Raw genomic sequence first — 9,022 nt, 5'->3', positions numbered from 1 at the left:
CGCTGCTCTGGCTGGACGGACGCTGGCAGATTGTTTCCAAGGTCTTTCATTACGACATCAGAGATTGACATGAACATTCTTCGACCTTTCTCCAAGCCGTTTCTCTCATCAGTGGGCGGGCTGGCGTTGTGTTGCGTCATCGCATTGACGCTGGGTTTTTCTGCCAGCGCATCGGCTCATCAAGAGTGCTCGGCCTGAGGGTGTGCTGCTTCGGAGCCACACCATGGGATGCCCGCGATTACGACCATTGGAGCGCACACAGGCAAGCACATGGACATCCCCGAAGCTGGCTGAAGGCGCCGACGATCCCAGCGACCCGATCGTCGCGTGGCCAGAACAGCGTCAGCATGTCACTGAGCCTGGTGCAAACTTGTTGGGCATTTTTTGTGCGCTGCAAAAGGCTTTCTATGAAAGGCTTTCTATGCCGACGGCTTGGACACGGCCGATCCAGAAGTGCTGGTTGCCGTGGTGACTCGGGCTCTGTCGGTACAGGCGTTGAATGCCCAAGGGCTGCAGGAGTGGTTCATGGCCGATGCAACCGTTCAGATGACTCAGAAGGATTTTGCGCAAGCGCGTCGTTGGGGCATCACCAGCTTTCCCCCAGTTGTGGGAAGGTATGGCGAGCATCTGGTCCGCCGAGTGGATGGGTTTGCCAAAGCGCACGTGTTGGTTGCGACCATAGATCATTGGATGGATCAGGCATCGATGACAGGCACACCCCGTGGCTAGCGGAGGGAAGGGTATGCAACGCCACAGACGGTGAGGCCCCTCGTGCGGCAGGGCTATTGATCGGCCTGTTTTCCGTGCTTCCCTGTTCATCTCGCAGCCGGCATGATCTTGCTGGCACTTCAGAGTTGGCTTTTTGAAACTTTCCCTCCTAAGATGGCCTGACGCTTCGGCATGGCATGGCATGGCATGGCATGAGCCTGATTTGCGCTCTGTCGAATGTGGCGAGCGTTGAAGGACCCTGGAGCGGCTGACTCTCCAGGAAGCAGGAAGCGAGAGGGCTGCATGGCGACTGATTTTTCTGCCGCGTATTGGGAGCAAAACCCGGATGCATTGTTGGTGCTGTCGCCTGAGGGCGTGGTGCTGGAGTGGAACCCGGCGGCCGAGCTGATCTTTGGCTACACGCAAGCCGAAGTACAGGGACGCTCCATCCTCGATCTGATCGTGCCCACGGACAGGGCACAAGACGAGAATCAGTTTCGTGCCGAGGCCATGCAATGGGGGACCTCCGTGCAGGAGGCCGTGCGCCGCCGCAAGGACGGCTCGCTGGTGCATGTCAATGTATCGACCAAAGCGGTGTTTGATGCCAATGGGCAGGTGCTGTACTTCCTGTCGAGCAAGAAGGATGTCACCCAGCTCAAGGTGCAGCGGGATGCCAAGCTGCTGGAGGCCCGGTTTCGGGATTTGCTGGAATCCACCCCCGACGCGATCGTGATGGTCAACGTGACCGGGCGCATCGTACTGGTCAACTCGCAGGCCGAGCGCGTGTTTGGCTACCCACGTGCCGAGTTACTGGGCCAGGCGGTGGAGGTGTTGTTGCCCCACCGCTACCGGGGCGCCCACCTGGGCCACCGCAGTGGGTTCTTTGGCCAGCCGCGCACCCGCACCATGGGCGCTGGGCTGGAGCTGCATGGCCTGCGCAAGGATGGCGGTGAGTTTCCGGTGGAGATCAGCCTGAGCCCCATCGATACCGAAGAGGGCACCATGGTGATGAGCGCCATTCGCGACATCACCGACCGCAAGCGGGCTGACCAGAAGTTCAAGGACCTGCTCGAGGCCGCGCCCGATGCGATGGTCATCGTCAACCGTGAGGGGAGCATCGTGCTGGTCAACTCCCAGGCGGTAAAACTCTTTGGCTGGAGCCGCGACGAACTTCTGGGCAAGCCCATCGAACTTCTGGTGCCAAAGCGCTTCAGTGCCCGCCACCCAGACCACCGGCGTCAGTTTTTTGCCGAGCCGCGCACCCGTTCCATGGGGGCGGGCCTGGAGCTGCACGGACTGCGCAAGAACGGCAGCGAGTTTCCGGTGGAAATCAGCCTGAGTCCGCTGGAGACGGAGGAGGGGCTGTATGTGTCCAGTGCCATCCGTGACGTGACCGAGCGCAAGCGCATTGAGCAGGTGCTGCGTGACAAGAACCTGGAGCTGGAGAACGCGGCCTTGGTCAAGGACCGCTTTCTGGCCAGCATGTCCCACGAGTTGCGCACGCCGCTCAATGCCATCATCGGCTTTACTGGCACGCTGCTGATGAAGCTGCCCGGCCCGCTCAATGCAGAGCAGGAAAAGCAGCTGCGCATTGTGCAGACCGGTGCCAAACACCTGCTCTCGCTCATCAACGATCTGCTGGATGTTGCCAAGTTGAATGCCAATAAAGTGACATTGAATCTGGAACTGGTGGACTGCAAAACCTTGATCGAGGAGGTGTCCGCCACGCTGGAGCTGGAGGCTCGGCGCAAAGGATTGGCCTTTGCCGTGCATACGCCGCAGGACGCGTTGTTGCTGCAGACCGACCGACGTGCTGTCAGCCAGATACTCATCAACATGGTGGGCAATGCCATCAAATTCACGCTGCAGGGGCGGGTAGATGTGGTGCTGCAAGAGCTGCTGCTGTCTTCGGGCCGCGTCGTGCAGCTGCGCGTGCAGGACACCGGCCCAGGCATACCGCTGTATGAGCAGCCGCGCCTGTTCGAGGCGTTTTCGCGGGTGGAGAGCGCGGACCGCCGCCACCACGAGGGCACGGGCTTGGGCTTGCACCTGAGTCGCAAGCTGGCAGAGGCATTGGGCGGCACGCTGGGTTTTGACAGTACCGAGGGCGTGGGCAGTACCTTCACCCTGCAATTGCCGGAGCGCCTGACATGACAACCACCACGCATTCCGCCACCATTCTGGTCATCGAGGACGATGATGCCAGCCGCATGCTGGTGACCTACCTGCTGGAGGCCTCCGGCCACCGGGTGCTGGCCGCCGACAACGGCGCCTTGGGGCTGGACCTGGCGCTTGCCGAAGGCCCGGACCTCATTCTGTGCGACCTGCAGATGCCTGTGATGAATGGCTACGAAGTGGCGCGCGGCCTGCGCGCCAGTCCGCACTGGCGGGTAGCGCCACTGGTGGCGGTGACGGCTTTCTCGATGCCGGGTGACCGTGAGAAGGCTCTCGAAGTCGGTTTTAATGAACACCTGCCCAAGCCCATCACGCCCGAGACCTTTGTGCAGCAGATCGAGGCGTTTTTGGCCAGTGCCCGGCAGACCCCACCACCTCAATCAGGTTGAACCCCAGCACGTACAGCATGGCAAAGATCCTCGTCGTCGATGACCTCCCCGCCAACCGCGCGCTGGTGGTCACGCTCATCGGGCACAGCGGCCACCAGGCGCTGGAGGCGGCCGATGGCGCCGAGGCGCTGGCCGTGGTCCGTGCCGAGCGGCCGGACCTGGTGATCTCCGACATCCTGATGCCGACCATGGACGGCTTTGAGTTCGTGCGGCAACTGCGCTCCGAGCATGGCCTGGCGGCCACGCAGGTGATCTTTTGCAGCGCGCATTACCAGGAAGAACAGGCCCTGCGCCTTGCCGAGGCCTGTGGCGTCACCCAGGTGCTGTTCAAGCCCTGCGAGCCGCAAGACATCCTGACTGCCATCGAACATGCGCTGACGCAGATCCACCACCAGCCCTCGGTGGCGCTGGAGCACAGTTTTCAGACCCGCCACCTGCAGCTGATGACCGACAAGCTCACCGGCAACATGGCCGAGCTGGAGGCCATGAACCGGCGCCTGTCCGCGCTGACCGATCTGAACCTGCAGCTGGCCTCCGAGCGCGACCCGCAGGTGCTGCTGGCCAACGTGTGCCGGGGTGCGCGCGAGCTGGTGGGCGCGCAGTACGCCGTGTTGTGCGTGGTGCGCAAGCACAGCGGCGGTGCCATCACCTGCACCAGCGGCATGGACTCGGCCCTTCAGAACAGACCGCTCGATCTGCCTGTGGTGTCGCATGGGCTGCTGGGCCAGCTGCGGGCCCAACGCCGCCCGCAGCGCCTGGCCAATGCAGGGGGCGACCCAGGGGCGATTGGGTTGCCCGCAGACTATCCCCCGGTGCACACGGCGGTGATCGCGCCCATCGTGTCTCTGTCGTTCTCCTACGGCTGGCTGTGTCTGGCCAACAAGCAGGGGGCAGACGCCTTCAGCGCCGACGACGAAAAAGTGCTTGCCATTCTGGGCGCGCAGGTGGGGCGCATCTACGAGAACGGCAGCCTGTACCAGGAGGTCCAGCAGCACGCCGACCAACTGCAGATGCAGGTGCAAGAGCGCCAGCGGGCCGTGGATGCGCTGCATGCCAACAAGGCCAGCCTGCGCCGGGCCCAGGTGCTGGCCAAGATATCCCACGTCATCAGCGGGCCAGACGGAGCCTTTGAGAGCTGGCTGGACACCTTGCCCGACATGCTGGGGCTGGATGAAAGCGCCATGCCCCGCTCGGCCCGCGACTGGCTGGCGCTGGTACACCCCGACGACCGCGACATGTTCCGCCGCCATGCGCTGCAGGCAGCGCACCTGGGCGCGCGCATGGACTTTACCTACCGCGTCGTACGTGGCGACGGGCAGCCGCTGTACCTGCGCCAGGTGATGGAGCCCCTGGAGGACGATGCGGGCCGGGGCGATCTGGGCCGCTGGTTCAACACCATCCAGGACATCACCAAGGAAAAGCGGGCCGAAGAAGAACTGCACGAAAGCGACCGCCGCTTCAACGACATGCTCGACAACGTCGAGATGATCTCGCTGATGCTGGACTGCGAAGGACGCATCACCTACTGCAACGACTACCTGCTGCGGCTGACGGGCTGGCAGCGTGACGAAGTGTTTGGCCGCAACTGGTTCGATCTGTTCGTGCCACCCGAGATGGGCGATGTGCGCAGCGTTTTTGCCGACGTGCTGGCCGACCGGCCGTCGGCCTGGCACTACGACAACGAGATACGGACCCGCTCGGGCGAGCGGCGCCTGGTGCACTGGAACAACACCGTGCTGCGCTCGGTGGGTGGACAGGTGACAGGGGTGGCGGCCTTGGGCGAAGACATCACTGCACGCCGTGACGCCGAGCGCCGCATCAAGCGCCTTAACCGCGTGTACGCTGTACTCAGCGGCATCAACACCCTGATCGTGCGCGTGCGTCGGCGTGACGAGTTGTTCCGCGAGGCCTGCCGCATCGCAGTGGAGCACGGCCAGTTCAAGATCGCCTGGATCGGCCGTGTGGATCACTCCCTGCAAGAGGTGGTGCCAGTGGCGCTCGCCGGGGCCGGGGCGGAGTTCCTCATGCATGTGCGGCGCCGGTTGTGGCTCAGCGAAACCCCCCGAGAGGGTGAAAGCCTGAGTGCCAGCGTGGTACGCACCCAGCAGGCCGTGGTGTGTGAAGACATTCAGAGCGATCCGCGCATCCTGGTTCCCCGGGAGCTGGCCGCGCGCGGCGTGGCGTCGATGGCGGTGTTGCCATTGCTGGTGGCACGCGAGGTGGTGGGCGTGATCGCTCTCTTTGCCGACGAAGCCGGGTTCTTTGACGATGACGAGATGCATCTGCTGACCGAGCTGGCGGGCGACATTGGCTTTGCCATGGACCACCTCGACAAGGAAGAGCGGCTGAACTACCTGGCGTACTACGACGACATCACCGGTCTGCCGAACCGCACCCTGTTCCTGGAGCGCAGCGGCCAGCACCTGCGGCCGCGCGAGGGGGCCAAGGTGCTGCTGGGTATAGGTCTCATGGACATCAGTCGATTTCGGTTCGTCAACGACACCCTGGGGCGCCAGGAGGGGGACGAACTGCTCAAGCAGGTGGCGCAGCGGCTGCAGCAAGCGGCGGGCGATGCGTACGACGTGGCGCGCATTGGCGTCAACAGCTTTGGCATCGCCGTGACCGACGCGCGGGACGCGGGCGCGGTGGCGCAGGCGCTGGACGGACTGATGCGGGCCTGTTTTGAGGCCCCCTTTGTGCTGGGTGGCACCGAGCTGCGCATGGCCGCCAAGGCCGGTGTCGCGCTGTACCCCATGGATGGTGCCGATGCAGAAAACCTGCTGCGCAATGCCGAGGCAGCGCTCAACAAGGCCAAGGCATCGGCCGACAGCTTGCTGTTCTACACCTCGGAGATGAACACCCGCGTGGCGGAAGCCCTGAGCCTGGAGGGCCGCCTGCGCGACGCACTGGAGCAGGGCCAATTTGTGCTGCACTATCAGCCCAAGCAGCACCTGGCTACGGGCGCCATCGCCGGGGCCGAGGCCTTGATACGCTGGAACGACCCGCGCCGAGGGTTGGTGCCACCCGCGCAGTTCATCCCCATTCTGGAAGAAACCGGCCTGATCTACGACGTGGGCCGCTGGGCGCTGCGCCAGGCCCTGGCTGACAACCTGCGCTGGCGCCAGGCGGGGCTGGCGCCCCTGCGGGTCGCCGTCAATGTGTCGTTCTTGCAGCTGCTGCACCGGGGCTTCATTGCCGAGGTGCGAGACGCCGTGGCCCACGATGCCGGGGCGGCTGCGGGGCTGGAGCTGGAGATCACCGAAAGCATGGTCATGGACGATGTGCAGCACAGCACCGCCAGCCTGCATGCGCTGCGCGAGATGGGCATCACCATCGCCATCGACGACTTTGGCACGGGGTTTTCGTCCCTGAGCTACCTGGCGAAACTTCCTGTGGACACGCTCAAGATCGACCGGTCCTTCATCCTGAACATGACCTCGGGCCCGCAGGGATTGGCGCTGGTCTCCACCATCGTCAACCTGGGGCACTCGCTGGGGCTGAAGGTGGTGGCAGAAGGAGTGGAGACTGAGGACCAGTCCCGACACCTGGCGTTGCTGGGCTGCGATGAGATCCAGGGGTATCTGCTGAGCAAGCCGGTGCCTGCCGAGGTGTTTGAGGCGCAGTTCCTCCAGACCCTGCTGGCGAAATAGCGGGCAAAAAAATGCCGACCAGCGGGTCGGCATGGTGGGTGCGGCGTGGGGCCTTCGGCTGATGAAGGGCCGTCGCAAAGATCGGCAGCGCCCTAAAACTTCAGCCTTCAGCCTTTTTGCACCATCTTGATAATGCTGGAGAAGTCAAGCGCGCCGTGGCCCGCCAGGCTGTGCGCCGCATACAGATTGCGCGCCATGCCCCCCAGCGGCGTGGCCGCCTTCACCGCCATCGCGTTCTCCTGCGCCAGGCCTAAATCCTTGAGCATCAGGTCCGTTCCAAACCCTCCTGCATAGCCTTTGCTGGCAGGCGCGGTTTCCATCACGCCAGGGAAGGGGTTGTACTTCTCCAGCGCCCAGTTGCCGCCCGAGCTGCGGCGCATGATTTCGCTCAGCACCTTGGGGTCCAGGCCGTTGGCAACGCCCAGGGCGATGGCTTCGCTGGTGCCCGCCATCAAGATGCCCAACAGCATGTTGTTGCAGATCTTGGCCGTCTGGCCTGCGCCCACGGCGCCTGCGTGGAAGATGTTGGCGCCCATTTTTTCGAGCACGGGGCGGGCGCGTTCCAGGTCGGCGGCGTCGCCGCCCACCATGAAGGTGAGGGTGCCTGCAATGGCGCCGCCGGTGCCGCCCGACACAGGCGCGTCGATAAAGGCCACGCCCTTGGCCTTGGCGGCATCGGCCACCTTGCGGGAAGTGGTGGCTGCGATGGTGGAGCAGTCGATGATCAGCGTGCCCGCAGGCAACTGGGCCAGCAGCTCGCCCGCGCCGAGGAACAGGCCTTCCACATGCTGGCTGGCGGGCAGCATGCTGATGACGACTTCGGCGCCTTCGACTGCCGCCTTGGCATCAGTGGCGATGGGCACGCCGTCGGCCGCGAGCTTGTCGCGTGCGGGCTGCGAGAGGTCGAACGCGCGCACTTCGTGGCCTGCCTTGTGCAGGTTGTGTGCCATGGGGCCGCCCATGTTGCCCAGGCCGATGAATGCGATTTTCATGGTGTGTTGCTCCTTGCTGTCGTTGTGATGGTGGTGAATGAAAAACTATGAATTTGATAGCTTCTTGCGCTTATCCAATAAGCACTAGAAGCCCAAAAGGCTTGAAGTTTGGTGGGTGGCGCTGGTTGGGTCTGCTGGTTCGCTTGGGCACATCAGTCATCGGCTTCGAAGATGCTGTGTTTCTTCTTGGCTGTGGTGGATGCTGGGACTTTGCCGGTGCCTTTCTTTGTGGCGGGCGCCTTCTTGGTAGCCGCCGGGGCGTTGGCTTTGGCCTTGCGGGGCGGCGTGGCCTTGGCAAAGGGGTTGTAGGCCAGCGCTTCGTCCACCCAATACGTCCACTGCGCCCGCGTGGCGTAGCCGTTGGGCTCCACCCAGAAGTAGCCCTTCATGCCGCCGCCGGGTGAGAGCTCGCGGGTGTTCTGCATCTCCTGCAGCGCGCCATGGCGCTCGGGCGGCAGGCGCACCAGCAGGTCTTCGCGCTTGATGCCAATGCACAGCTTGCCGTCCACAAAGAAGCAGTAGCAGCCAAACATGGTCCGCTCGTCCACGTCGCTGCGGTGAGCGAGGGCCGTGCGCACGGCGTCGATCAGGTGCAGGGTTTCGTCAGACAGCGGGCGTGCAGGCATGGTCAGGGGTAAATATGCCGGTGGCGCTAGTGGAATATGCCTCGTCAGCTATCAATATAGTAGCTATCGGATGGCCTCTGTTGCATCCCCATCCAGCATGCGCCGCGCAATGATGACCCGCATGATTTCGTTGGTGCCTTCCAGGATCTGGTGCACGCGCGCGTCGCGCAGCAGGCGCTCCAGCGGGTATTCGCGGATGTAGCCGTAGCCGCCGTGCAGTTGCAGTGCCTCGTTGACCACGGTAAAGCCTGCATCGGTGGCAAAGCGCTTGGCCATGGCGCAGTAGGTGCTGGCGTCGCGGGCGCCCGCATCGAGCTTGCTGGCGGCCAGGCGCACCATTTGTCGGGCGGCGACCAGCTCTGTCGCCATGTCGGCCAGCTTGAACTGCAGCGCCTGGAAGCTGGCAATCGGTTTGCCAAACTGCTTGCGGTCTTGCATGTACTGCTGGGCGGCGTTGAGCGCGCCTTGCGCGGCGCCCACGG

At 63.7% G+C, this 9,022-nt stretch carries 8 protein-coding genes; 5 read left to right on the top strand and 3 right to left on the bottom strand.

What is annotated here, in order from left to right; all coding sequences use genetic code 11:
• From ISS20_RS21395 to ISS20_RS21375, 5 genes are all read left to right on the top strand, one after another.
• Positions 1–198: hypothetical protein (locus tag ISS20_RS21395; RefSeq protein ID WP_291439358.1), on the top strand; the 198-nt coding region annotated here is incomplete at its 5' end.
• Positions 199–432: 234 nt separating this feature from the next.
• Positions 433–729 carry a hypothetical protein gene (locus ISS20_RS21390; protein WP_291439357.1) on the top strand — a complete coding sequence of 99 codons (297 nt, stop codon included), beginning with the start codon at positions 433–435 and terminating at the stop codon, positions 727–729.
• Positions 730–1,011: 282 nt separating this feature from the next.
• Positions 1,012–2,862, top strand: coding sequence for a PAS domain-containing sensor histidine kinase (locus ISS20_RS21385; protein WP_291439356.1), 1,851 nt, complete (start codon positions 1,012–1,014; stop codon positions 2,860–2,862).
• Positions 2,859–3,272, top strand: a complete 414-nt coding sequence (locus ISS20_RS21380) for a response regulator (protein ID WP_291439354.1) — start codon at positions 2,859–2,861, stop codon at positions 3,270–3,272. The genes ISS20_RS21385 and ISS20_RS21380 overlap by 4 nt, the downstream gene beginning before the upstream one ends.
• Before the next feature lie 17 nt (positions 3,273–3,289).
• Complete coding sequence (locus ISS20_RS21375; RefSeq protein ID WP_291439353.1) at positions 3,290–6,922, top strand: EAL domain-containing protein; 3,633 nt, start codon at positions 3,290–3,292, stop codon at positions 6,920–6,922.
• 107 nt (positions 6,923–7,029) lie between these two features.
• Here the strand turns inward: ISS20_RS21375 and mmsB are convergent, their stop codons facing one another.
• The 3 genes from mmsB to ISS20_RS21360 form a co-directional block, all read right to left on the bottom strand.
• A complete protein-coding gene (gene mmsB, locus ISS20_RS21370) occupies positions 7,030–7,953 on the bottom strand; it encodes a 3-hydroxyisobutyrate dehydrogenase (RefSeq protein ID WP_291439359.1) in 924 nt (307 codons plus the stop codon).
• Between the two features lie 113 nt (positions 7,954–8,066).
• Positions 8,067–8,540: a TfoX/Sxy family protein gene (locus ISS20_RS21365; protein WP_291439351.1), complete on the bottom strand. Its 474-nt coding sequence runs from the start codon at positions 8,538–8,540 to the stop codon at positions 8,067–8,069.
• A 63-nt stretch (positions 8,541–8,603) separates the two neighbouring features.
• Positions 8,604–9,022 (bottom strand): acyl-CoA dehydrogenase family protein (locus ISS20_RS21360; RefSeq protein ID WP_291439350.1); only part of this gene is annotated, 419 nt, incomplete at its 5' end.

The sequence above is a fragment of the Acidovorax sp. genome, from assembly GCF_016783915.1.
Classification (GTDB): Bacteria; Pseudomonadota; Gammaproteobacteria; order Burkholderiales; family Burkholderiaceae_C; genus Acidovorax.
The sequence above is the reverse complement of the archived record's forward strand: the minus strand, read 5'-3'. Positions and strand labels throughout refer to the sequence as shown.

Coding starts and splice junctions, on each gene's coding strand:
- ISS20_RS21375 (WP_291439353.1), top strand. CDS start 3,290: ATGGCAAAGATCCTCGTCGTCGATGACCTCCCCGCCAACCGCGCGCTG.
- ISS20_RS21380 (WP_291439354.1), top strand. CDS start 2,859: ATGACAACCACCACGCATTCCGCCACCATTCTGGTCATCGAGGACGAT.
- ISS20_RS21385 (WP_291439356.1), top strand. CDS start 1,012: ATGGCGACTGATTTTTCTGCCGCGTATTGGGAGCAAAACCCGGATGCA.
- ISS20_RS21365 (WP_291439351.1), bottom strand. CDS start 8,540: ATGCCTGCACGCCCGCTGTCTGACGAAACCCTGCACCTGATCGACGCC.